A 22,077-nucleotide genomic window follows, 5' to 3' on the forward strand; every position below is an offset into this window, starting at 1 on the left:
TATTATAACATAATTGTACAAAAAGTTGGAATGATGATTAAAATGTGGGAAAAAATAAATGAAAAATTTAAAAAGTATCCTGCACGTATAAGAGTTGCAGAAAAAATGATCGAACTTGGACTGTCCATTAACGAGGACGGGAAAATATACTGTGGAAATCTTAAAATAAGCGATAAAGCACTAGCAACAGCAGCAGACGTAGACAGAAGAGCCATTAAATCAACTATTGAAATCATCAAAGAAGACGAAGAATTAAACAACTTGTTTTCAAACATAATTCCCGCAGGAACATTACTAAAAAACATTGCAAAAAATCTGGAGCTAGGCGTAATCGAAATTGAAGTAGGTCCCGAAAGCGAAGGGATACTTGCAGCTACAACAAATCTAATAACAAAAAAAGGTATTGGCATCAGACAAGCATATGCAGAAGATACAGAGCTTCAAAGAACACCAATATTAACAATAATTACTGAAGAACCTGTAAAAGGGGATTTAATAAATGAATTTTTAAAAATAAAAGGAGTAACAAGAGTATCAATCTACTGATACAGACCGGAGTCGATTCTTGCTTGTTCCATTTCTTTATCTTCTTCTTCAAGAACTTCTAAAAGTTCTTCCCAAGCTTCTAAAGATTCTTTAGCAGCTTCTTCAGTTAATTTTTCTATTGCAAAACCTGCATGGATTAAAACATAATCCCCAACTTCTACTTCAGGTAAAAGGTCTAATTTTGCTTGTTGTCTTGCTCCACCAAAGTCAGCAACCAACAAATTTTCTTCCCTATCTATTTCAATAACATGAGCGGGTGCCGCAATACACATAATTCCATCTCCAAAATTTTAATATATACATTATTTACTAAATGATATTATATAAAATTATCTAAATAGGTGTTTTAATGAAGAATATTGTTATTGGTTCCGGCCCTGCAGGAAGATTAGGGTCTCTCGAACTTGGAAAATTAGGTGAAGACGTTACTTTAATTGAAAAAAACCATATAGCAGGTACTTGTTTGAATGAAGGATGTATGGTTGTATGTGCATTAACAGACATTACAAAATATATTGATCTGACCAACAGACTCAACAATCACGGATTCATCAAAAGCCAACTCGACATTTCATATGAAAAAATCGTTGCAAAAATAGTAGAAACCCAAGAAAAACTAAGGCATTTAAACCAGCTGGAAAATGAAAGTGTTGGAAACACTGTAATCTACGGTGAAGCCATCATTGATGAGGGAAATGTTAGTGTAAATGGAGAGAGCTTTGAATACGATAACCTGATGATAGCTACCGGTGCAAGACCATTCATTCCGGACATCAAGGGCAGTGAATATGGTCTTACCAACAAAGACATTTTAAAACTGGATGACATTCCTGAAAAACTGAACATCATCGGCGGAGGAATAATAGCCTGTGAAATAGCCAATATCTACTCAACATTAGGCAGTGAAGTCAATGTTATTGCAAGAAGCTCATTTTTAAAGGAAATCAGTGAAACCACCAAAAAATATGTTTTGGAAAACATAATCCCTGATGTTAATGTTTTGGAAAACACCAATGTCAGTGAAGTGTTTAAGGACAAGGTTTTAACTGATAACGGCGAGGAACTGGAAGGACAGGCATTTTTTGCTACCGGAAGGACCCCTAACAGTGAAATTGCAGAAGGCATCGTTGAGCTTAACAGTGACAAAACCATCAAAGTCAATGAAATGATGAAAACAAATGTTGAGAATATATATGCTGCAGGAGATGTTACCGGAGGATACCAGCTGACACCAGTAGCAAGAATGGAAGGTATCACAGCTGCAAGGAATATGGCAGGATATCCGAATAAAGTAAGCTACAATTGCATTCCTCAAACATTGAGTTTGAACATGGAAGTCAGTTTTGTTGAAAATGAAAAATCACAATGCAGTGAAGATGACAAGCAAACCATAGGAATTCCTGGAATTGCAGGACCTCACGCATTCTGGAACATTTTAACTGGAGATACCGGTTACACCGAAGTGGAATTCGATAAGAAAAACAATAAAATAAATAGAATCAATTCCATATCCCCATCATCCACAAGTGACGTGGCATATCTGTCATATTTAATGAGAATGGACTATGATTTGGATGATTATGGTGACTTTTTAGAAATACACCCATCTACTGATTCAAATTATAAAATAATAAAGAATTTGTGGTTATAATATAACCCTTATTCTAACTTTTTTAAAATTTTATCTATTAATTCATCACCAGCATTCAGGCATTTTTCAGCATAAATACGGTTATTTTTCTTCATGGAATCGTAATTTGCGAAAGCTTCATCAATACTTTTGCAGACATCTCTTATTTCAGATTCTATTATAGCTCCTTTATATACACCGGCCATATTCTGATATCTTCCCCATTTTACTTTAGTTAATGTGATTATAGGGATTTCGGAAGCGACTGCCTCTTCAAGTGATACGCCATCATCTGTGAGAACTGCCAAATCAGCATATTTGAACAGGTGGCTGATCCAGTCAATGTATCCTGCATAGATGATTTTTTCATTATCTATTGAATCCAGATACTCATCATGCAACGGCAAACCAAGCAAAACAAGATTATATTCATCACTGCATTTGGAAACAATGTTAATGGCATCTATCATTCCTTTAAAGATTGATGAACCTGATGAAAACATGATTGTTTTTTTATTTTCATCAAAATTAGGATATTCCTTAAGTTTTTGAAGTGCTATCTGGGCATCTCCCTTACCAATATTTTCCGCTAAAGGATAAAATGTCTTATCAATGTTTTTAGGTAATGTTTCCCATCTGAACTTGTCTATTTCAGGAAACAGATAACACTGATTGAATTTAGGACATACCTTTGAATCAAGCGGTGTTGAGATTAATGAAAATGCAGGTTTTCTTGCAAGTTTAGCACCTATTGAACCTACAATAGCTCCTCCGCCTAAAACACCAACAACAAAATCATAATTCTCTTTTTTAATCAGATTTCTTGCTTTGAATGTTGCTGCAACCAGTTTCAATGCACCTTTTGCAGCTGATAATTTGGTGGCCGCATGACCTCCTGCCTGAGGAATTGATATTTTATGCCATGAATAACCGTTTTTCTTAAACAGAATCCCCGGTGCGGATTCGTCAAGAGCTATTTCACATGTCACGCCTCTTTTTTCAAACAGTTTTATGACATTCAATGCAATAGCTGCATCACCGCCCAAACCTCTTCCGGTAACTACTACTAAAGCTTTCATGTTATGGCCTGCCTAACCTTAGTTTTGATTCTGATGGAACATATCTTTGAGGATGGTGCGCATGAGGATTGTACAGCAATCTTCTGAAACCTAAACTGATCAGTAAAGGATTGGTTACTTCATATTGCTTGTCTTTGAAAATCCATTTTCTGAACATGTCTCCTAATCCCCCGCCGGTCAGTACATCCATGAAATAATCTCCGAAAGTAGGGTCCAACAGCCTTAGATTTTGTCTGAAGAAGACTTTCAGGTTGTTTCTTCTAACGAATGCAATCAGTGCAGTGGTTACTATGAACAGTACTATTAAACTCCATAGTCCTCCGACCAGATAAAATGAAACTCCGAGTGCTATTGCAAATACATGGTTTCCGACTTCACCAAGCATGATTTTTCCAGCAAAGTCCAATGGACAGTACCCCAGACATACCACAAGAAGCAGGACAGGAGTGTAGAATGCAGGAAGTTCAGCAACATCCGGAGATCCGAAAATTACCATAAGAATCATTGTTAAAACAGACATTATCATTGTCACAATACATGTGGAACCAGGCTGCATGTCTGAAATGTTCAACGGTTGAACGAGAAGCGCGATAAATATTGAAGATACTCCCAAACCTAAAATGAAACCTGCAATCATCACAAGAATCATTCCGATTCCGCGTGAAAGCTGACCCCATTCAATTCCGAACGGAGATTTTTTTCTTCCGAGAATATCATCAATCAATGCAAATACACCGATAATTAAAATTAGGCTATTGTATCCCGGTAAAAAGTAGAGTGACAAAATAATGAATGGAATTATTCCTACTGCTCTTGGAATTCCGCCACGTACATTGGGAAATAAATTGCCCATATATCCCCTTTTACCAAGGAATCTGAAAATGATATCGACGATACCTGTTCCAATGAGGGAAAAGAGAAAAACAAAAATCAATGCTAAAAATATCGATGTATACATCATATAAATCACAATTCAAAATTACTATAAATAAATTTACTAGTTAATATTATATAAAATTAAGTTATTTCGTATCTTAAAATGGCCGCCATACCACCTAAACTTTCGAGCTGTTTACCGCCTTCATGTTCACTGCTGATAACCATGACTGTACCTTTCATATTTTCAACCATATCCATCAAATCACCCATATTTTCACTTGCGACCTTTGTATCGAGGATTAAAAGTTCACCAACGGCACCAAGGTTGATTGCGTTTTTGACTTCCTTTAAACCGTATGCAATTTTGGATGAATTTTTGCCTATTTGTTCGAGAAGCCTGTTGATGGCACCCATTTCGATAGCTACCCTGTTTTCGGCAGTCAGCTTCTCGACTGTGCCTTTTTTGAGAACTTCACTGATTCCGACACGGCCTCCTGAACCTGTCGGTTCAATGACGGACATCTTGGCCAAATCCTTATGCTTTTCCTTTAGATAATCATAAAAATCGCTTTTGACAAAACCTGGACCTGCAAGAACAATGTTTTGTATCGAATCAAATTTCACTATTGACTCAACTACTTTCTCATAAAATTTAATGATATTTTTCTGGCGGTTTTTATCCACAATTCTTTTTCCTGAAACGTTTCCCTTAATCGGACCATAATATTCGATTCCGAACTGTCTCATCAACCCTAAAGTTGCAGTGTCATCTTCAAGAACAACTATTATTGCGGATAATTTTTTAGAAGCGTCAATAGCCTGGTTAAGTCTTTTAATAGCCCATTTAGACCATCTTTCCTTTACAATCTTCAATGGAGTGTTGAGCTTAACCTCCAAGGTGTGGTGTGAACCTAAAGGAATCAGATCTTCCGGCCCTCTTGTGATTACTCCTGTCAGTCTTAATTTTCCTGTGAACAAATGAAAGGAAATGTTTTCAATTTCCAGACCCAGATAAAATGTTTTTTTAACTCCCCTGTCACTTCTGAGTTTATCTCCGGTATTGTCCTGAATACGACGGGTTGTCTTTGAGGATGCATTGTCTCCGACTTCAACGATATGGGAGAGATGCCATAAATCGTCCAGTGTTTCAGGCACAACCTCGATTATTCCTTCCTTTGTATCTTGATTTATAATTTTCATGCTTTCAAAAATATTATATTTTAACTTATTAATGAAATTTGCCCAAGGAGCATTTCACATTAACGGTTGAAAATTCCACATTGCATCCTAATCTTCATAAGGGTATATATCCCCATTCAAATTCAGACTGAATTTCAAAAATGCTTAATGTTAATGTAAATTACAGCTTATAATTCAACAAACATCCACTCAACAGTGCATTTTAATGAAGGTTATATATTTAAAGAGATAAACATTAAGTACATGAATGTTGGAATTATTGGTGGTAGTGACGGTTTAGGTAAGACACTTGTATACTATTTTAGAGACGAGTTTACAGTTTACATCAGTGCAAGAGACCACAAAAAAGGCAGAGCAGTGGCTGAAGAATTGAATATCAACTATATTGAATCCAATGCAGGATTGGCCAATATCAGCGATATTCTAATCATTTCCGTACCTATCCAACATACAAGCGATGTGATTCGTGAAGTTGCTCCTTTTATGAAGGACGGGTCTGTGATGATTGACGTTACCTCCATTAAAGAGGAACCTTCCAATACTATGAAGGAAGTTTTACCCGAAACAGTTGAATACATTCCAACACATCCTGTTTTTGGTCCAAGAACCACAGAACTTGACAATCAGGTCATTGTACTTACTGCAGATAAGAAAGGCAAATGGTATGAGCGAGTTTATAATTATCTGGCAAACCAGAACATGAGGATTATTGAAACCACTCCTGAAAAGCATGATTTCATGATGAGTATTGTCCAGGTTCTGACTCACTTCTCATTTATTTCCACAGCATATGCTTTTGAAAAGCTGAAAGTGGACATTAATGAAACCGAGGATTATGAAAGTCCGATTTATAATCTGATGATTGATGTGATTGCCCGTATTGTTGCGCAGAATCCGTATCTGACATACAATATACAGTCCATGAACAGCAATGGCCCAAATATAAGAAATACATTTGCAGATGCAGTTCTGGAACTTAGGGACGTCATCAATAATGCTGATGAAGATGAATTTGTTAAAATCGCCATTAAAGCTACAAAGAATATGGGTGACATTAAAAATGCATTGGGTAGAAGTGACAAGGCAATTTCTGCTTTAAGTCATGAGTACGGCCTGTTGCATAAATCTGTCGGAAAAGAAGTTGGATTAAAACACATTTACTCCGGAAAAATCCATGTTGGAGTTCTGGAAAGTGTTGACGGCAAAACTGCAGTTTTAAAATCTGGAAACAAAACCAAAAACCTGCGTATTGCAAATATTGATGTTTTAAGTGATGCTGAACTGCAGGAGTGGAAAATCCATAATTTAAAACATGAAAAACAGTCAATCAGCTGTGTATTTTCTAAAAATGTGAATGTTAATGTTATTGAGGATACCGTGCTGAATATGGACAATATCATTGATATCAGACTGATTGATGCGTATAACGGCCCGCAGATTGATGAAAATTCTATAAGCCTGACTTTTGAGGTTGAGGCATTGTCAAAAAGTGACATTGAAAATGTGATAAAATTATTCACAGGTTTTGGCGGAACCATAAGATAATTTGTTTTAGTAAATGCGAACAAATATTAAACTGTCTAAAAGTAACTAAATTTTCAATCAGTCTATAACAACTTATTTTTTTATTTTTTTTAATATCTAAATAAATAAACTTATCATCTTTGTAATACCTGAAATAACATTCTTTTTTACAACATTTAAACTGTTTTTAATGGGAATTTAAAAAACACCAAAACCGAAACCTTTATATAGTAAGACATACACAGATATCTTTGTCAATAAAGTTACAAAAAGTAACAAAAAGATTTTGACACATTACAGTTATTTACATTACAGCCAATCAAGGAGATGATTAATATGGCAGAAAATGAAATCACACTAAAAGTTGCAGAAGCAATTTCACAAAAGGACGTGGGTCAGGGAGTAGCAAGACTTGATCCAAACATCATGGATGATTTAGACATCCACGAAAGAGATTTAATAGAAATTGTTGGTGAAAGAAAAACTGCAGCTATCGCTCTTCCTTCTCAAACCGACATTGGCCTGGGAGTTATCAGAATTGACGGATTAGTCCGTAAAAACTCAGGAGCAACCATCGGAGGAGAAGTCACAATTAAAAAAACCAAAGCAACTGAAGCTAAAAAAGTTGTTTTAGCACCAATTGAAAACAACATTCGTGTACAGGGTGACGTTCGTGGCCTGTTTGCAGGAAAAGTAATGGTTCAGGGAGATATCATAGGATCACAAATAAGAGCCCCAAGACCAAGGATGGGCTTTAACAGTCTTTTTGATGAACTGATGGACTATACCCCTGCCATGAAAGAAATCAAATTTGCAGTAGTGTCCACAAATCCGAAAGACATCGTTATTGTCGGCCCGAACACTGAAGTGCAGTTACACGAAAGTCCAGTGGACGTAAGCAAAATCGAAGGTGTCGGAAACCTCGTTGATGTCAGCTACGAAGACATAGGAGGACTAAAAGAAGAAGTCAAAAAAGTAAGGGAAATGATTGAAATTCCTTTAAAAAGGCCTGAACTCTTCGAGAAATTAGGAATCGCACCACCAAAAGGAGTGTTAATGCACGGACCACCAGGTACCGGTAAAACATTACTAGCTAAAGCAGTAGCTAGTGAAAGTGATGCCCATTTCATCGCAATCAATGGGCCTGAAATCATGAGCAAATATGTGGGCGGATCCGAAGAGAACCTAAGGGAATACTTCGAAGAGGCTGAAGAAAACTCACCTTCAATCATATTTATCGATGAACTTGATGCAATTGCACCAAAAAGAGAAGAAACCAATGGAGAAGTTGAAAGAAGAACCGTTGCACAGCTTCTTACATTGATGGACGGTCTTAAATCCAGAGGACAAGTGGTTGTAATCGGTGCAACCAACAGACCGGATTCACTTGACCCTGCACTCAGAAGACCTGGAAGATTCGACCGTGAAATAGAAATCGGAGTACCTGACACCGAAGAAAGAAAAGAAGTTCTTGAAATCCACACAAGAAATATGCCTCTTGCAGACGACGTTGATTTGGACAAAATCGCAAATACCACTCACGGATTTGTAGGAGCTGATCTCGAATCATTATGTAAAGAGGCAGCAATGAGAGTAGTAAGAAGAATACTTCCTGAAATTCAGAATGACGAAGAAATTCCAAAAGAAGTAATGGAAAAAATTGTTGTAACCGGCGATGACTTTAAAAATGCTCAAAAGGAAATCCAACCTTCCGCACTCAGAGAAGTGCTTGTCCAAATCCCAGACATCAAATGGGATGACATAGGAGGTCTCGAAGATGTTAAACAGGAACTTAAAGAAGCTATAGAATGGCCTTTAAAACATCCTGAAACATTCCAACGCTTAGGAATCAGACCACCTAAAGGAACATTGCTTTACGGAATTCCTGGAACAGGTAAAACATTGCTTGCAAAAGCAGTGGCAAGCGAAAGTGAAGCCAACTTCATTTCAGTCAAAGGCCCTGAACTTCTATCCAAATGGGTAGGAGAATCCGAAAAAGGAGTTAGAGAAGTCTTTAGAAAAGCAAAACAAGCTTCCCCAACAGTGATCTTTTTCGATGAAATAGATGCAATAGCCAGTGCACGTAGCGGAAATGACACTGACAGCGGAGTTACAAAAAGAGTAGTTAATCAGTTGCTAACTGAAATGGACGGCCTGGAAGAACTTGAAGACGTTGCAATCATTGCAGCAACCAACAGACCTGACATCCTTGATGCAGGATTAATGAGACCTGGAAGGTTTGACAGACACATTCAAGTTAAAGAACCTGATGAAGAAGCAAGACTTGCAATCTTTAAAGTACATACAAAAGACATGCCTTTAAAAGACGATGTAGACCTCAAAAAATTAGCTAAAAATACAGAAGGATACGTTGGAGCAGACATTGAATCCGTATGTAGAGAAGCAGCAATGTTAACACTAAGGGATAACCTCGAAGCTAGTGAAATTCCATACAAATACTTTAAAGAAGCAATAGAAAAAGTGAAGCCAGGGAATAACAAACAAGACGAACAGTTAGTTCAATATATGTAGGGAAGAAAAACACTTCCCTCACTTAATCTTATTGATTTCTAACCATATTTATCCGGGAGGGATACAGAAATCTCTCCCTAACCTCCATTATATAATTAAAAACAAATATCTATTTTTTCGAAATCAGATTCGGTAGAATCATATTATCCGGCACTTTAAAATTGTGAAATTGTTGTGCCCCATATTTTATGAATTTGAATTTTAATCCTCCAACGCCATATTTCGGATTATATCCAAAAACATTTTTATATTCATCCAGATCATTGCGCTCTTTTTTTAATTCATTGAAAACTTCATATAATGCTTTTGTATCATCAATGGCCCTATGAAAATTAACTTCTTCAACTTCATAATACCTTACAGCATCTATTAGTTTATGAGGATATTTTTTTCTGTCTTTCAATACAGTCAGAGTATCCAGCCAGTCCAGTTTAGACAGAAGCCCGTATGCCTCATCAGGATAGTATTTCTTCAGCAAAAAGTAAATAAAAGACAAATCGAACTGGGCATTGTGTGCAATCATTAACGCATCATCAAGGAGGCGCTCCCTCAAATCAGATGCCACCTGTTTTTCACTTAAACCTTCATTTTCAAGCATGGCATCAGTAATGCCTGTGATTTTAGTAATTTTAAATGGCAACGACTTTTCATATTTAATGAATTCATCATATTCTTCAACGATTTTGCCATCCACAACAGTAATCATTGCCAGTTCTATAATCTGACAGTTCCTGCAGTTCAAACCGGTTGTTTCAGTATCAAAAAATATCTTTTTAATTGTAATGCCTCCAGTTAAAGCAACTTACGAGGAGAATCATCCTTGTTTCTCGGATAATCATTGGTTGTTAAAGGTTTGTTGATTTTTTTAAGACGGTTGTCCAAAAATCTTCTTCCGTCCTCGCTTGCACAGAATATTGGTACCTTTAACCCGTAGTAATATGGTTTATGCTCATCGGCATAGTCGCTGACCTCTTTTGAGGCGCAGGCAGTTACGATATCCCCATTTTTAAATACCATTTCTGCTTCCTCTGCACTTACGCCTGTTGTATGTGCAACAAAGATATATACATTGACATCGTCATCAACAGGATACTGGCGAAGTTCCTTTATCATAGGTGAAGGAATTACGGTTATGGCAATGTTTTTATAGCCTTTTTCAATAGCTATCTTCAATCCTTCCAGTTGGTTAAGCTCTGCTGTTTCCGGATCAAGTACAATGCTTCCTGTATCTTCAAGTTTTTTAATTACTTCAGGTATAGGAGTGGTGCTGATGAGACCTGACACTCTTCCACCGACTCCCTGTACAACACGTGGATTTGTCATGATTACTGTTCCTGCACCGTCACATGCGCCGACAACACAGTCTATCTCTCCGTTTTCCATGTTTGTTTTTAAGATTTCGGAAATTCCGACGGTTACCAGGTCGTCCATTTCAATGACCCTGTCTGGAGTGCACATTCCAAAGTCCTGAATACGGAAATTGATGTTTTTGCGGATGAATTCCTCGTTGAGTTCATCTACCTTATGCATTGCATGAAACATTGGACAATATTTCATTTCTGATGAACCAACTTCTGTAATCTCTCCGTTTTCAATAACGACTCTAACTTTACCTAATGTTTCTATCACATGTCTATCTTCAGCCATATAACCACCATCATGTAATTTTTTAAAAATTATTATATAAAAATAATTTTGTTAAATAATTCTATATAGTATGAACAGAAAATATTATTAATGATTAGTCAACAAGAGGGATGAATTTGACTCAGAAAAGTGAAGCGCAAAAAGGTAATGTCACTCCTGAAATGGAGTTCGTTGCAAAAGAAGAAAATATAGATGTGAACAAGTTAGCCAGATTGATAGACAAGGGATTAGTTGTAATTCCAAAAAACATAAATGGTCATTCAAAACCATGCGGTATTGGTGAAGGACTTAAAACCAAAGTTAATGCAAATATCGGTTCATCATCAAAAATCGACGATATAGAACTGGAAATCAACAAGGCCAAATTAGCTCAGGAATATGGTGCTGATGCACTGATGGATTTGTCAACCGGTTCGGATTTAAGGCTGTTCAGGCAAAAAATTATGGATGCTGTCGACTTATGCATCGGGACAGTACCTATCTATGAGGCAGGTGTTGTTACACTAGCTAAAAACAAAGAAATCATAGATATGGACCCTGACGATATCTTCAAGGCCATTGAAAACCAGGCAAAAGAGGGAGTGGACTTCATGACACTTCACTGCGGCATTACAAAAGATCTTGTTCAAAAATTAAAAGATGCAAACAGAATGATGGGCATTGTAAGCCGTGGAGGAACATTCATGGCCTCCTGGATTAATCACAACGATGAAGAAAACCCATTATACAAAAATTACGATTATCTTTTGGAATTATCCTACGAATACGACATTACATTATCATTAGGCGACGGCCTGAGGCCAGGCTGTCTGGCTGATGCAAGCGACATCCCTCAAATTCAAGAACTTGTTAATCTGGGCGGTTTGGTTAAAAGAGCTCAGGATGCCAATGTCCAGGTAATGGTTGAAGGGCCGGGACACATGCCTCTCAATCAAATCAAGGCAAATATGGAAATTCAAAAAACAATATGTCACGGCGCTCCGTTTTATGTATTGGGTCCTCTGGTTACCGACATCGCACCTGGTTACGACCACATTACAGGCGCTATAGGAGGAGCTATTGCCGCATCATCAGGTGCAAACTTCCTGTGTTATGTAACTCCTGCAGAACACCTTTCCCTACCAAGTCTTGAGGACGTTAAGGAAGGAGTTGTAGCATCCAAGATTGCAGCTGAAGCGGCTGATGTTGCCAAAGGCCTTGACTCAGCATGGACTAGAGAAAAAGCAATGGCAAAGGCAAGAAAAGAATTCGACTGGGAAGCTCAATTTGACCTCGCACTGGACAAGTCAAAACCAAGAAAATACCGTGACAAATGCGAACTTGACGATGATGAAATGTGTGCAATGTGCGGAGAATACTGTGCAGTTAAAATAGCAAAAGGAGAATTTTGATGAAATATCAGGAATTGGTTGATGTCTACTCTGCACTAGAGGCAACTACAAAAAGACTGGAAAAAACAGAAATAATTGCAGAATATCTAAAAAAACTGGATTCAGAAACTATTGAAAAGGTAGGCCTTCTGATTTTAGGTGTCGTATTTCCTGCCTGGAGTTCTGAAGAAATTGGAATCGGAGGTAAACTTGTTGAAAGGGCAGTTGCTGAAGCTGTAGGAACCACACAGGCAGCAGTGGAAGATGCAGTCCGTGATGAAGGAGATATCGGTCTTGCATGCATTAAGCTATATGCAAAAAAATCCCAGATGACCTTTTTCTCACAGCCTCTGACAATTGACTTTGTTTTCAACAGCCTGCGCAAACTGTCACAAATCAGCGGTTCAAGGTCAACCAACCGTAAAATTGCAGTCATTTTGGAATTGTTGAGCCAGGCAAGTGCAACTGAAGCGAAATACCTTACAAGAACAATTACAGAAGAGCTTAGAATAGGAGTGGGCGACGGTGTTGTCCGTGATGCAATAGCTCAGGCATTCAATATCGACAAGGCAGTTGTTGAGCGAGCCCAAATGCTTACAAACGATTTTTCAGTTGTTGCACGTACCGCAAAAGAGGAAGGTGAAGCCGGACTTAAAAAACTTAATTTAACACCTGGAACACCAGTCAAGCCAATGCTTGCGCAGTTGGCGCCTCCACTTGATGAAATCATCCCTGAGATGGGAACTGCAATATGTGATACAAAGTATGACGGAATAAGACTTCAGGTTCACAGAAACGGAGATGAAATCAGAATATTTACCCGCAGACTTGAAAACATCACTCATGCGCTTCCGGAAATCGTTGAACTGTTCCGTGAGCATTTGCCTCATGAAAACTACATTGTGGAAGGTGAAGTGATAGCTACAAGAGATGGAAAACCACTACCGTTCCAGAATGTCCTTCATAGAGTCAGAAGAAAACACAATGTTGAGGAAGCTATGGAAAACGTTCCGTTGAAGTTATATCTCTTTGATGTATTGTTCTACAAGGTACCTATGATAGACGAGCCACTTATGAAAAGGCGTGAAACATTGGAAGAGATTGTAGACACATCCGTCGATGAAATGAATCTGAGTACCTTAAAAATCGGAACTCCAGACAACATCAATGAGATTCAGGAGCTGTTTGAAACTTCCATTAAAGACGGACATGAAGGAATCATGATTAAAGACTCACAGGCACCATACATTCCAGGACTTAGAGGCAAAAAAATGCTTAAATACAAGGCAGAGCCTGAAACACTGGATATGGTTGTGATTGGCGGAACATACGGAATCGGTAAAAGAGGGGATTTCGTTGGATCATACCTGGTGGCCCTTAGAGATGAAAATGATGATTTTAAAAGTGTGGCATATGCTGCAACCGGACTTGATGACGCCACCCTTGAATACTTAACTGGGAAAATGAAAGAGCTTGAAATTTCAACAAAAGGTCGTGAAATCAAGGTGGAACCGAAAATTGTTCTGGAAATTGCATTTTCTGAAATTGTAGAATCTCCGGAATATGAAACCGGTTACTCATTAAGGTTCCCTGTCGTTAAAAATATAAGAAAAGATAAAAGTCCGATGGATGCAGATACCGTGGAAAGACTGCTTTCCATGTACCATACAGGAAATTAATTTTCAGGAAGTGCCTTGACGCTTCCAATCACATATCTTGTCAGAGGATATACAATCATTTCATAGACTGTCTTGAACAATGCTTGCGCAACTATCATTATAATCAATGCTTCAACAGGCATTGTTCCTAAAAATCCTATTGTTATGAAAATAATCGCATCCAAACCTTCACCGAATAATGTTGAGAGTATGCATCTGAAAAACAATTTTTCTTCGTTCCATTTTTTCAAAACCACCATCAGCTTTGCATTAACAAGAGAACCTGCCAGATATGCGATGAAACTGGCAATAAGCAATCTCAATGTGGAACCCAACACAACACCAAATGCATCTGAATTTTCAAAAAATTCAGGCGCCGGAAGCAGGATAGTTATATTGTAACAGATTACGGCAACAAGATTCATCAAAAATCCAAGCAAAATTACTTTTCTTGCCTTTTCATAGCCGTATACTTCAGCAAGAACATCATTGACAATGTAGATTATCGGAAATATTATTACACCGCAGGGAAGGACAACTGAGAAAAAATCAAATGTTTTTCCGGCAATGATGTTTGAGATTATCAGTGATGCTGTAAAAACTCCTGTAAGCATTGCATACAATTCTGTTTTTGTTAAGTTTTCAAACATGATAATACTATATTTTCAATGCTAAATAAATTTTACAAGTTGAAATCCTATCGGCTATTTTTAATTGAAAACACAATGAAAACTTATGGAAATCACAGATGACAAATTATTGAAAATAGCTTTGATAACTTCACTTGTTGGAATAATCGGCCTTCTGATATTTACACCAACGATTGAAGTTAAAAAAGTAAAAATAGAAGACATAAATCGTGGAATGATTGATGAGGAAGTATGTATTGACTGCGTTGTAACGGAAGTAGCATCATCAGCATCGAAAAGCAGTTATTTTTTAACCGTCAATGACGGCACGGGCCAAATGCCCCTTATAATATTTGAAAGCCAGGCTGCCGAACTTCAATCATCCAATATGGACATTCACGACTTTAAAGATAAAAAAGTGGAAGTTAAAGGAACCATAACCGAATACAATTCAGATTTGGAACTGATTTTATCAAGTGGTGACAGCCTGAAAATAACCGGTTGATAAATAGTTATTTATTACTTGAAAACAAAAGTAACATCATTAAAATGTATAGGAAATAATAATATGTCTGACAAAAAACGATTATTTGGTACTTTTGGTGTGAGAAGAACTGCAAATGACGTTTTAACTCCAGAATTTGCATCAAGACTAGCAGCATGTTACGGTACACAAATTAAAGGAACTGTTGCTGTTGGCGGAGACCCAAGAACCTCCACGGTCATGTTAAAAGAAGCAGTTAAAGCCGGACTTTTATCAAGCGGTTGTGACGTAGTGGATTTAGGAATTTTACCAACACCAGGAGTTCAGTATGCAGTACGTAAATATTATGACGGAGGAGTAATGATTACAGCATCACATAACCCTCCACAATATAACGGACTTAAATTTTTAGACGAATTCGGTATTGGAATTCCTGACGATGTGGATCTTGCAATTGAAAAATTATACTTCGATGAAGAGCCTGACAGAGTTCCATTCAACGAAATCGGTCAACTTTACCACAATGACAAGATTATCGAAGAATACGTTGATGAGGCAATCTCCAAAGTGGATGTTGAAGCAATCCGCAAAGCCAACCTGAAAGTTGTTGTAGACTGCGGATCCGGAGCAGGATGTTATACCGCCCCATACCTAATCAGAAAATTGGGATGTGAAGTCACTACACTCAACGCTCAGGCAGACGGATTTTTCCCAGGCCGTGACCCTGAACCTATTGAAGAAAACCTTCAGGAATTAATCAGCGTCGTTAAAGAGCTTGGTGCTGATATCGGTCTTGCACACGACGGAGATGCTGACAGAACCATTTGCATTGACGAGAAAGGTAATTTTGTTTTAGGTGATAAGACATTCACACTTGTTGAAAAACAGATGCTTAAGGAAAACAATGGAGGAACCATTGTAACCACCGTTGCAACTTCCCAGGCAATTTATGACATTGCAGACGAATATAATGGAAATGTCATAGCCACCGCTGTTGGAGACTTGCTTGTTGCACGTAAACTCAAGGATGAAGACGGACTCTTTGGTGGAGAGGAAAACGGAGGATTGATTTTCCCTGATTTCGTTTATGGAAGAGATGCAGTAATGACTGTTGCTAAAATCCTGGAAACAATTGCAAAAGAAGGCAAACCTTTATCCGAACTCGTAGGAGAGCTTCCGGTTTATTATGCAAGTAAAATGAAAATCGAATGTCCTGACGATGAAAAAGAATTTGTAATGAAAAGCATAGCCGAAGAAATTCAAAACACCACCGACTTTGAATTGGATTTAACTGACGGTGTTAAAATCCTAAAAGAAGACGGCTGGGTAATCATCAGACCATCAGGAACAGAACCTATTTTCAGATGCTTTGCCGAGTCCGACTCACAGGAAAAAGCTGACGAAATGACAGACTGGGGAATAGGTTTAATTAAAAAATATAAAAAATAGAATCTTGCCCCATTTCTAGTTTTAATTATATTGATTGAAGATATAATTAAAACTAACTTTAACTTTAAAACCATCATTAAAATAATAGCTATTTTTAAAATAAAAAAAGTTGATTTTTAAATAAATGAAAATATCATGTAGCATCTACATGAACTTGGCTAAAAGTTTTCCAAACATTCTTCTTTTAGGAAAAATGCATCCTCATTGTCAGGGTTTCTAAGCAATACCTTGTTGAAACTGTCAACAGCCTCTTCGAATTTTCCAAGTTCCATCAGAACGACACCCTTGTTTAACAAAAAGTCAATATTATGTTTTTCCAAAGATATTGCCTTGTTAAAGCACTCCAATGCCTCATCAAATTTACCCAAATCAATGTACGCATTGCCCATTCTATTTATTGCGCTTGCATCCATGTCGGCATCATCCAAACACACTTCAACAGCCTTATCAAATGACTGGATAGCTTCTTCCAATTTGCCCATGTCAGTTAACAGATTCCCCCTTGCGTTCCACACTTCAGGATTTTCACCGTCAATGACTATGAGCTTGTCATAAACTCTTAATGCCGCATCATATCTTCCAAGCATTTCTAAAATAAATCCTCTCCAGTACAATACAATCGGACTGCTTGGACGGTAGTTGTATGCGATTGTGCTTGCTTTATATGCCTCTTCAATTCTTCCGTCGTTTAAAAGAGCAATAGCTTTATTGTTTAGAATGTATTCGTTGTCAGGTTCGATTGCCAGAGCCTTGTCATAGCATTCAATAGCTTCATCGAACTTGCCTAACCTGGAGAGATTATCCCCCTGCTTGTTTAGAAGATAAACATCATCAGGGTCAAGGCGAAGTGCCGCTTCATAGCACATTGTGGATTTGTCGAATTTACCGCTGTCGAAAAGAATGTCGGCCCTTTTGGTAATCATTGCCTTTTCATCAATCTTATCGCCTTTCCACTCATTGATGTTGAGTTTTTCAAAATAAATAATTTGGAATTCGTCATCATCGTTGATTTGACCGCCGTACATCTTTTTGAATTCCCTAAGCATATCATAAGAGTCTTCAAAACCTTCCTTTCTGGCCAGTTCATCATTATCCTTGATGTCTTTAAAGGAAATATTTTCGACGCTTGTTACCAATGCTTCAAAAATCTTCATTTTTTCCTTTGAAACCAAATTCCAATAACAATAAAGTCTGTCTCCTACCTTAAGCGGAGTTTTCCATGCTTTACGTATTGTTCTGGTTTTTTTACCAGTGATTACATCAATATCATTACTTGAAAATGATAAAATAGGCACTTCAACTCCTCCTTAAATTTATTCAATAACCTGTTCACCGAATTCCCCGGATTTAACTTTAACCTGGCCCTTGAAGTAGGGCTTAATCTCACGTGCTAAGTCGGCTAAATCATGCGGATTTGGAACTTCAACTTTTTCCAAAGCAGGATCTAACACATTCCTATTTCTAAATTGCTGTATAGTATAGATATCTGCTTCAATATCATCAACAAGATTGATAATATCTTTTTTTGTGTGTAATGTTGGAACATATGTAGTTCTGGCTTCCAGATAAACTCCATCATATTCATTGATAAGTTCCATTGATTTTTTGACTTGAAAACCAACGTTTGAACCTGTTATTTTTCGGTATTTTGAAAATGTAGTTTTAACGTCAAGTGAAACGAAATCCAGGAGATTTAAATCAAGCAACTGTTTAAGTTTGTCCGGATATATTCCACTTGTATCCAATTTAGTTTTAAGACCAATTTCGCGAACGTAAGTAAATATTTCTATCAATGCATCAATCTGCATTAACGGTTCCCCACCTGATATTACCACAGCATCCAAAAAGTCCTTTGATGAGTCTATTTCATGTTTGATTTCTTCAAAGGATTTTTCTGTGGAATCCTCAAGAAGTTCCACATTATGACAATATCTGCAAGTTAAAGGGCATCCGGACATGAAAATAACCAAAGACATATTTCCATGAAATTCAACAGATGATATTACTGATCCACCTACATACATTAGTTTAAAACCTCTTTAATAATTTCTATAAACTTCTTATCCTCTTCCAGAGTACAAATACTTATTCTAATCCAGTATTCATCAAGACCTTTAAATGAAGTGCAGTCCCTTACTATTATTCCTTTTTTCATAAGCTCCCTTGCCAGTTCTGCTGCTGTAAAACCAGTGTCCTTTATTCCAATCAGCATGAAGTTGGACTTGGATGGGAAAACATTCAAAGAGTCTATTTTTGACAATTCTTCATACAGATATTCTCTTGACTCAATTCCCTTTTCTATGGATTCCTTAATGTAATCCTTGTCCCTGAATGTATTGAGGGCAGCTACAAAAGACAATCGGGTAAGAGAGAATACCGGTTTAATCCTATGCATATATTCTATAATCTGCTCGCAGGCAAGGCCGTAACCGATTCTCATTCCTGCAAGACCCAGTACTTTGGACATTGTACGGATAATGAATATATTGTCAAATTCATTGATTAAATCTTTATTAGTTACCTCTGAATATTCGAAATAAGCTTCATCTATAACAATCAGTATTTCAGGATTTTTAGATGCAATATCTGATAAGGTTTCCTTATTTATCAGTGTTCCTGTAGGATTGTTAGGGCTGCATAGGAAAATCATTTTGGTTTTTGGAGTGATTGAATCGAAAATTGAATCCACATCCAACTCGTTCTTATCCAAATCCCATTTTGCATATACCGGACGGGCACCGTATTGCTGGAGCAGATATTCATAGTACATATATGACGGTAAAGGAACTATAAATTCATCTCCTTCATCTATGAATGTTTTTGCAAGCACGTCAATGATTTCATCTGCACCGTCTCCTCCAACGATGACCTGATTGTCTTCAACGCCGGAATATTGTGCCATTTCATGAACCAGCTCTTTCAGCTGAGATTCAGGATATCTGTTTATGGATTTGATTTCATGCCTGATAGCTTCCATGGCTTTTGGAGATGGACCCCAAGGATTTTCATTGGAACCCAATTTAATAATTTCATCTTTATTCAATCCGAATTCCTCGGCAATCTCGCCCTGAGACCTTCCGGGAACATATGAATCCATTTCGTCTACAATCTTTCTTGCCTTCATTATTAATCTTCCTTATACTGTTTGGAAAGTTTTACATAATTGTCTGCATTATCCTGAATGTGCTGTATCTGTTCAGGACTGAGCTGCTTAACTGCTTTGCCTGGAACTCCCAGAATCAAACTTCCTTCAGGAAATTCCTTACCTTCACTTACAACAGCTCCTGCACCAACAATAGAATTCTTTGAAATGTGTGCACCGTTTAGGACAGTGGCGTTCATTCCGATTAGAACATTGTCATCCAATGTGCAACCGTGAACAACTGCGCCATGACCAACGGAAACGTTGTCTCCGATAACTACAGGAAAACCTTTTGTGCAGTGAACTACACAGTTATCCTGAACATTTGAATTGTTGCCTATGGTTATGGAATCAGTATCGCCTCTTAAAACGGCTCCATGCCAGATTGATACGTCTTCTCCCAATTCAACATTTCCTATTACTTGTGCACCTGGGCATATTACAATAGAGTCTTTTTTATTTTCCATAATATCGCCAATTTATTCTTCTTTTTTCTTATTTTTGTCTTGAATGATATGATTTTGTTTTACCAATACTCTTGTATCGGAGGGTACATCATCATAAAGCAAAACCCCTGAACCGATAGTGGCGTTGTGGCCTACTTTTACACCCGGTGAAAAACTGGAGTTGATTCCGGTTTTTACGGAATCTCCAATAATGGATCCGAGCTTACGCCTTCCGCTGTCTATCATCTTATTTTTAATTTTGGTTTTAACTGAGCGATTGTCAAATCTCAAGTTTGCAATGTTGGTTCCTGCAGCTATGTTACAGTTGGAACCGATTACTGAATCTCCAACGTAACTCAAGTGACTGACGTTTGTATTTTCCATAACAATGGAATTTTTGATTTCAACCGCATTTCCAACATGTACATTATCACCAAAGTAAGAATTACCTCTAATATATGAATTAGGACCTATGTCACAGTCTTTTCCTATGTAAACATTTCCTTCAATGTAAACTCCTGCACGGATTATGCTTCCCTCATCCAGAAAGACTTCACCATGGATATGAGCTCCGTCCTCGATAGTTCCTTTTATTTCAGTGGTTAACTGACCAATTAGCTCTTCATTAACTTCAATCAGTTCCCATGGACGACCGACATCAATCCAATCCTTGTTTGTTTTGTGTCCTATTACCTTTTTGCCGTCTTCAATCTGGAGAGACACTGAATCTGTGATTTCATATTCACCCCTCTCTGAGAGTTCTGTTTTGGCAATTTTTGAGAAGATATCCTTATTGAAAATGTAAATACCCGCATTTACAAGATTGCTTGGTGCTTCCTCTTTTTTAGGTTTCTCTACAATGTTTTTAATGTTTCCATCTTCGATTTCAACGACACCGAATGCAGAAGGATCCTCCACTTCTGTCAATACCATCAGGGTGTCAGGATTCATGTAATTAAATTTTTTGATGATTTCGTTGATGATTTCATTGTCTAAGATAATATCTCCGTTTAAAACAATCAGACTGTCTTCGATGAAGTCTTCACCATAAGAAATAGCATTTGCAGTACCTAAGAAATCTTTTTGTGTCTTGTAAGTGATATTTACACCAAATTCACTGCCGTCACCGAAGTAATCCCTTACCATCTCTTCTTTGTAACGGACTATCAATAATATATCTTTAATTCCATTATCTCTCAATGATTCGATATTGTATTGAATAATAGGTTTTCCGGCAACAGGCAACATGGTTTTAGGCTTTGTTAGTGTTAAAGGCCTCATTCTAGAACCTTCGCCTGCACTTAATATAATCGCTTTCACTTTTCTATCCCCATAAAAATTATATAATAATATTATATGTTTAATTCTTTACCTATAAATTAATTTCTCTAAATCAAATAACTAATTTTAAATAATAGTTGCAATATAGTAAAACTATATTAGCCATGCTAATAGCAAAACACAAAGGAGATAATAAAATGACTATATATGTTTGTTTACATTGCGAATACAGATTCGATTCAGAAAAAGGAGACCCTGCATACAACATTCCTGCTGGAGCAACTCCTGCAGACATGCCAGATGACTGGGTTTGCCCAGAATGTGCTGCTTTAGGTATTGAAGCATTCATTGCAGAAGAAGAATAAATACTCTTCTTCTATTTTTAATTTTTTACACCACCGAAACCATGCCTCGATTGACAACATTTTAACATTTATGTATTTTTCATCAATTTTTTTAATTTAACAATTTACTTTTTATTTACACTCTGACAATTTCAATCATAAATTGAATATTATTAAAAATTATACTATTAAATTAAATGAAACATCTAATTTTTTATATTATAATATACAAAAATA

21 protein-coding genes are annotated in these 22,077 nt (G+C 37.1%); 9 read left to right on the plus strand and 12 right to left on the minus strand.

Annotated elements, in window-relative coordinates:
- The first annotated feature begins 30 nt into the window (after positions 1-30).
- A complete protein-coding gene (locus tag E7Z81_RS08870) occupies positions 31-546 on the plus strand; it encodes an amino acid-binding protein (RefSeq protein ID WP_292746518.1) in 516 nt (171 codons plus the stop codon).
- Here E7Z81_RS08870 and E7Z81_RS08875 read toward each other — a convergent pair.
- On the minus strand, positions 540-818 hold the full coding sequence (locus tag E7Z81_RS08875; RefSeq protein ID WP_292746520.1) for a HypC/HybG/HupF family hydrogenase formation chaperone: 279 nt from the start codon (positions 816-818) through the stop codon (positions 540-542). The genes E7Z81_RS08870 and E7Z81_RS08875 overlap by 7 nt on opposite strands.
- Positions 819-895: 77 nt before the next feature.
- On the opposite strand from E7Z81_RS08875, the gene E7Z81_RS08880 reads away from it, so the two are divergent.
- Complete coding sequence (locus tag E7Z81_RS08880) at positions 896-2,197, plus strand: NAD(P)/FAD-dependent oxidoreductase (protein WP_292746522.1); 1,302 nt, start codon at positions 896-898, stop codon at positions 2,195-2,197.
- A gap of 8 nt (positions 2,198-2,205) precedes the next feature.
- Here the strand turns inward: E7Z81_RS08880 and E7Z81_RS08885 are convergent, their stop codons facing one another.
- From E7Z81_RS08885 to E7Z81_RS08895, 3 genes are read right to left on the minus strand one after another with little or no spacing between them, the layout of a single operon-like run.
- Complete coding sequence (locus E7Z81_RS08885; RefSeq protein ID WP_292746525.1) at positions 2,206-3,255, minus strand: glycosyltransferase family 1 protein; 1,050 nt, start codon at positions 3,253-3,255, stop codon at positions 2,206-2,208.
- Position 3,256: 1 nt separating this feature from the next.
- On the minus strand, positions 3,257-4,216 hold the full coding sequence (locus E7Z81_RS08890) for a cell wall biosynthesis protein (RefSeq protein WP_292746528.1): 960 nt from the start codon (positions 4,214-4,216) through the stop codon (positions 3,257-3,259).
- Positions 4,217-4,272: 56 nt separating this feature from the next.
- Positions 4,273-5,334: an mRNA surveillance protein pelota gene (locus E7Z81_RS08895; protein ID WP_292746532.1), complete on the minus strand. Its 1,062-nt coding sequence runs from the start codon at positions 5,332-5,334 to the stop codon at positions 4,273-4,275.
- Positions 5,335-5,568: 234 nt separating this feature from the next.
- On the opposite strand from E7Z81_RS08895, the gene E7Z81_RS08900 reads away from it, so the two are divergent.
- A complete protein-coding gene (locus E7Z81_RS08900; RefSeq protein WP_367263181.1) occupies positions 5,569-6,879 on the plus strand; it encodes a prephenate dehydrogenase in 1,311 nt (436 codons plus the stop codon).
- A gap of 315 nt (positions 6,880-7,194) precedes the next feature.
- Positions 7,195-9,390, plus strand: a complete 2,196-nt coding sequence (locus E7Z81_RS08905) for a CDC48 family AAA ATPase (protein WP_292746537.1) — start codon at positions 7,195-7,197, stop codon at positions 9,388-9,390.
- 109 nt (positions 9,391-9,499) lie between these two features.
- Here the strand turns inward: E7Z81_RS08905 and E7Z81_RS08910 are convergent, their stop codons facing one another.
- Together E7Z81_RS08910 and E7Z81_RS08915 are read right to left on the minus strand one after the other, a co-directional pair.
- A complete protein-coding gene (locus E7Z81_RS08910) occupies positions 9,500-10,174 on the minus strand; it encodes a PolC-type DNA polymerase III (protein ID WP_367263183.1) in 675 nt (224 codons plus the stop codon).
- Positions 10,175-10,182: 8 nt separating this feature from the next.
- Positions 10,183-11,037 (minus strand): methanogenesis marker 8 protein, encoded by an 855-nt coding sequence (locus tag E7Z81_RS08915; protein WP_292746540.1) that lies wholly within the window; start codon positions 11,035-11,037, stop codon positions 10,183-10,185.
- Positions 11,038-11,153: 116 nt separating this feature from the next.
- On the opposite strand from E7Z81_RS08915, the gene thiC reads away from it, so the two are divergent.
- Positions 11,154-12,428 (plus strand): phosphomethylpyrimidine synthase, encoded by a 1,275-nt coding sequence (gene thiC, locus E7Z81_RS08920; protein WP_292746542.1) that lies wholly within the window; start codon positions 11,154-11,156, stop codon positions 12,426-12,428.
- Positions 12,428-14,086: an ATP-dependent DNA ligase gene (locus E7Z81_RS08925; RefSeq protein ID WP_292746546.1), complete on the plus strand. Its 1,659-nt coding sequence runs from the start codon at positions 12,428-12,430 to the stop codon at positions 14,084-14,086. The genes thiC and E7Z81_RS08925 overlap by 1 nt, the downstream gene beginning before the upstream one ends.
- Here E7Z81_RS08925 and E7Z81_RS08930 read toward each other — a convergent pair.
- A complete protein-coding gene (locus E7Z81_RS08930; RefSeq protein ID WP_292746549.1) occupies positions 14,083-14,715 on the minus strand; it encodes a queuosine precursor transporter in 633 nt (210 codons plus the stop codon). The genes E7Z81_RS08925 and E7Z81_RS08930 overlap by 4 nt on opposite strands.
- An 85-nt stretch (positions 14,716-14,800) precedes the next feature.
- On the opposite strand from E7Z81_RS08930, the gene E7Z81_RS08935 reads away from it, so the two are divergent.
- Together E7Z81_RS08935 and glmM are read left to right on the plus strand one after the other, a co-directional pair.
- Positions 14,801-15,199, plus strand: coding sequence for an RNA-binding protein (locus tag E7Z81_RS08935; RefSeq protein WP_292746552.1), 399 nt, complete (start codon positions 14,801-14,803; stop codon positions 15,197-15,199).
- A 63-nt stretch (positions 15,200-15,262) separates the two neighbouring features.
- Positions 15,263-16,627 (plus strand): phosphoglucosamine mutase, encoded by a 1,365-nt coding sequence (gene glmM, locus E7Z81_RS08940; RefSeq protein ID WP_292746555.1) that lies wholly within the window; start codon positions 15,263-15,265, stop codon positions 16,625-16,627.
- A 158-nt stretch (positions 16,628-16,785) separates the two neighbouring features.
- Here the strand turns inward: glmM and E7Z81_RS08945 are convergent, their stop codons facing one another.
- From E7Z81_RS08945 to glmU, 5 genes are read right to left on the minus strand one after another with little or no spacing between them, the layout of a single operon-like run.
- Positions 16,786-17,922 carry a tetratricopeptide repeat protein gene (locus tag E7Z81_RS08945; protein WP_292746559.1) on the minus strand — a complete coding sequence of 379 codons (1,137 nt, stop codon included), beginning with the start codon at positions 17,920-17,922 and terminating at the stop codon, positions 16,786-16,788.
- 18 nt (positions 17,923-17,940) lie between these two features.
- Positions 17,941-18,651 (minus strand): anaerobic ribonucleoside-triphosphate reductase activating protein, encoded by a 711-nt coding sequence (locus E7Z81_RS08950; RefSeq protein ID WP_292746561.1) that lies wholly within the window; start codon positions 18,649-18,651, stop codon positions 17,941-17,943.
- Complete coding sequence (hisC, locus tag E7Z81_RS08955) at positions 18,651-19,751, minus strand: histidinol-phosphate transaminase (RefSeq protein ID WP_292746563.1); 1,101 nt, start codon at positions 19,749-19,751, stop codon at positions 18,651-18,653. Before hisC ends, E7Z81_RS08950 begins: the two co-directional genes overlap by 1 nt.
- Positions 19,752-19,753: 2 nt before the next feature.
- Positions 19,754-20,236: a gamma carbonic anhydrase family protein gene (locus E7Z81_RS08960; RefSeq protein WP_292746566.1), complete on the minus strand. Its 483-nt coding sequence runs from the start codon at positions 20,234-20,236 to the stop codon at positions 19,754-19,756.
- Positions 20,237-20,248: 12 nt separating this feature from the next.
- The gene (gene glmU, locus E7Z81_RS08965) at positions 20,249-21,535 is read right to left on the minus strand and encodes a bifunctional sugar-1-phosphate nucleotidylyltransferase/acetyltransferase (RefSeq protein ID WP_292746568.1); all 1,287 of its coding nucleotides are present in this window, start codon (positions 21,533-21,535) and stop codon (positions 20,249-20,251) included.
- A 158-nt stretch (positions 21,536-21,693) separates the two neighbouring features.
- Here glmU and E7Z81_RS08970 point away from each other — a divergent pair, with 158 nt between their 5' ends.
- Positions 21,694-21,861 (plus strand): rubredoxin, encoded by a 168-nt coding sequence (locus tag E7Z81_RS08970; RefSeq protein ID WP_083495800.1) that lies wholly within the window; start codon positions 21,694-21,696, stop codon positions 21,859-21,861.
- Positions 21,862-22,077 lie beyond the last annotated feature (216 nt).

This window comes from Methanobrevibacter sp., assembly GCF_015062935.1.
Classification (GTDB): Archaea; Methanobacteriota; Methanobacteria; order Methanobacteriales; family Methanobacteriaceae; genus Methanocatella.

Excerpts from the sequence above, each read along its gene's own strand:
- E7Z81_RS08870 (WP_292746518.1), top strand. The coding sequence starts at position 31 with ATGATGATTAAAATGTGGGAAAAAATAAATGAAAAATTTAAAAAGTAT.
- E7Z81_RS08875 (WP_292746520.1), bottom strand. The coding sequence starts at position 818 with ATGTGTATTGCGGCACCCGCTCATGTTATTGAAATAGATAGGGAAGAA.
- E7Z81_RS08880 (WP_292746522.1), top strand. The coding sequence starts at position 896 with ATGAAGAATATTGTTATTGGTTCCGGCCCTGCAGGAAGATTAGGGTCT.
- E7Z81_RS08885 (WP_292746525.1), bottom strand. The coding sequence starts at position 3,255 with ATGAAAGCTTTAGTAGTAGTTACCGGAAGAGGTTTGGGCGGTGATGCA.
- E7Z81_RS08890 (WP_292746528.1), bottom strand. The coding sequence starts at position 4,216 with ATGATGTATACATCGATATTTTTAGCATTGATTTTTGTTTTTCTCTTT.
- E7Z81_RS08895 (WP_292746532.1), bottom strand. The coding sequence starts at position 5,334 with ATGAAAATTATAAATCAAGATACAAAGGAAGGAATAATCGAGGTTGTG.
- E7Z81_RS08905 (WP_292746537.1), top strand. The coding sequence starts at position 7,195 with ATGGCAGAAAATGAAATCACACTAAAAGTTGCAGAAGCAATTTCACAA.
- E7Z81_RS08915 (WP_292746540.1), bottom strand. The coding sequence starts at position 11,037 with ATGGCTGAAGATAGACATGTGATAGAAACATTAGGTAAAGTTAGAGTC.
- E7Z81_RS08925 (WP_292746546.1), top strand. The coding sequence starts at position 12,428 with ATGAAATATCAGGAATTGGTTGATGTCTACTCTGCACTAGAGGCAACT.
- E7Z81_RS08930 (WP_292746549.1), bottom strand. The coding sequence starts at position 14,715 with ATGTTTGAAAACTTAACAAAAACAGAATTGTATGCAATGCTTACAGGA.
- E7Z81_RS08935 (WP_292746552.1), top strand. The coding sequence starts at position 14,801 with ATGGAAATCACAGATGACAAATTATTGAAAATAGCTTTGATAACTTCA.
- glmM (WP_292746555.1), top strand. The coding sequence starts at position 15,263 with ATGTCTGACAAAAAACGATTATTTGGTACTTTTGGTGTGAGAAGAACT.
- E7Z81_RS08950 (WP_292746561.1), bottom strand. The coding sequence starts at position 18,651 with ATGTATGTAGGTGGATCAGTAATATCATCTGTTGAATTTCATGGAAAT.
- hisC (WP_292746563.1), bottom strand. The coding sequence starts at position 19,751 with ATGAAGGCAAGAAAGATTGTAGACGAAATGGATTCATATGTTCCCGGA.
- E7Z81_RS08960 (WP_292746566.1), bottom strand. The coding sequence starts at position 20,236 with ATGGAAAATAAAAAAGACTCTATTGTAATATGCCCAGGTGCACAAGTA.
- E7Z81_RS08970 (WP_083495800.1), top strand. The coding sequence starts at position 21,694 with ATGACTATATATGTTTGTTTACATTGCGAATACAGATTCGATTCAGAA.